The organism is Candidatus Symbiopectobacterium sp. NZEC135 (assembly GCF_025962695.1).
Genome location: NZ_JAGFPF010001052.1, coordinates 1 through 750, shown reverse-complemented (window position 1 = coordinate 750; position 750 = coordinate 1). Strand labels below are relative to the sequence as shown.

1 protein-coding gene is annotated in these 750 nt (G+C 59.9%); it reads right to left on the bottom strand.

Going from position 1 to position 750, the window contains the following annotated elements; genetic code table 11:
- A partial coding sequence (sbcD, locus tag J5224_RS32375) for an exonuclease subunit SbcD (protein ID WP_264629040.1) occupies positions 1–750 on the bottom strand: 750 nt, incomplete at both ends.

Sequence of the window (750 nt, the reverse complement as noted above, 5' to 3'; positions counted from 1 at the left end):
ACTTGGCGGGAAGTCGATCAACACGACCGATTTTTCACTGCCAAGCTCATCAAAACTCAGAGCAATCGGTGAGCCGCTGTAACGGATATGCTCGCTGTGTCCCACGCGCTGCGGGCGGTGGATATGCCCAAGGGCGATATAGTCGGCAGGTGGAAAAGCCTGCACCGGGTAGGCATCGAGCGAGCCGATGTAGATCTCGCGCACCGCTTCCGAGGCGGTAACCCCGACGGTGGTCAGGTGTCCGGTGGCGATAATCGGCAGGGGCAATGCCAGCGTGTCGCGTAAATCGCAGGCGTACTGGTAGCATTGCGCATAGTGTCCGCTGATGGCGTCTTGCAAGGCGAGCTGTTTTTCCTCGCCGGATTGACCCGCCAGACTGCGCAGGATGTCGCGCGGACGCAGAAAAGGAATGGCGCACAGCATCGCGCCGGGCGCGCCTTGGCGGGTATTGAGTGCCAATACCTGCTGCGTCACATCTTCGGCGGCGTTGGCGATAACACGGGTATTAAGGCACGCCAGCAAGTCCCGTGATTCATTCAGGGTCGCCACCGCATCGTGGTTGCCGGCCAGCAACACCAACTGGCATCCGGTGGGGCGCAATGCCACCACAAACCGGTTGAGCATTTCGCGCGCATAGCTGGGCGGCGAACCGTTATCAAAAATATCACCCGCCACAATCAGCGCATCGACCTGATGTTCGGTTATCTGCTCGATGAGCCAGTCGAGAAACGCTTGATGCTCCGGTGCGCG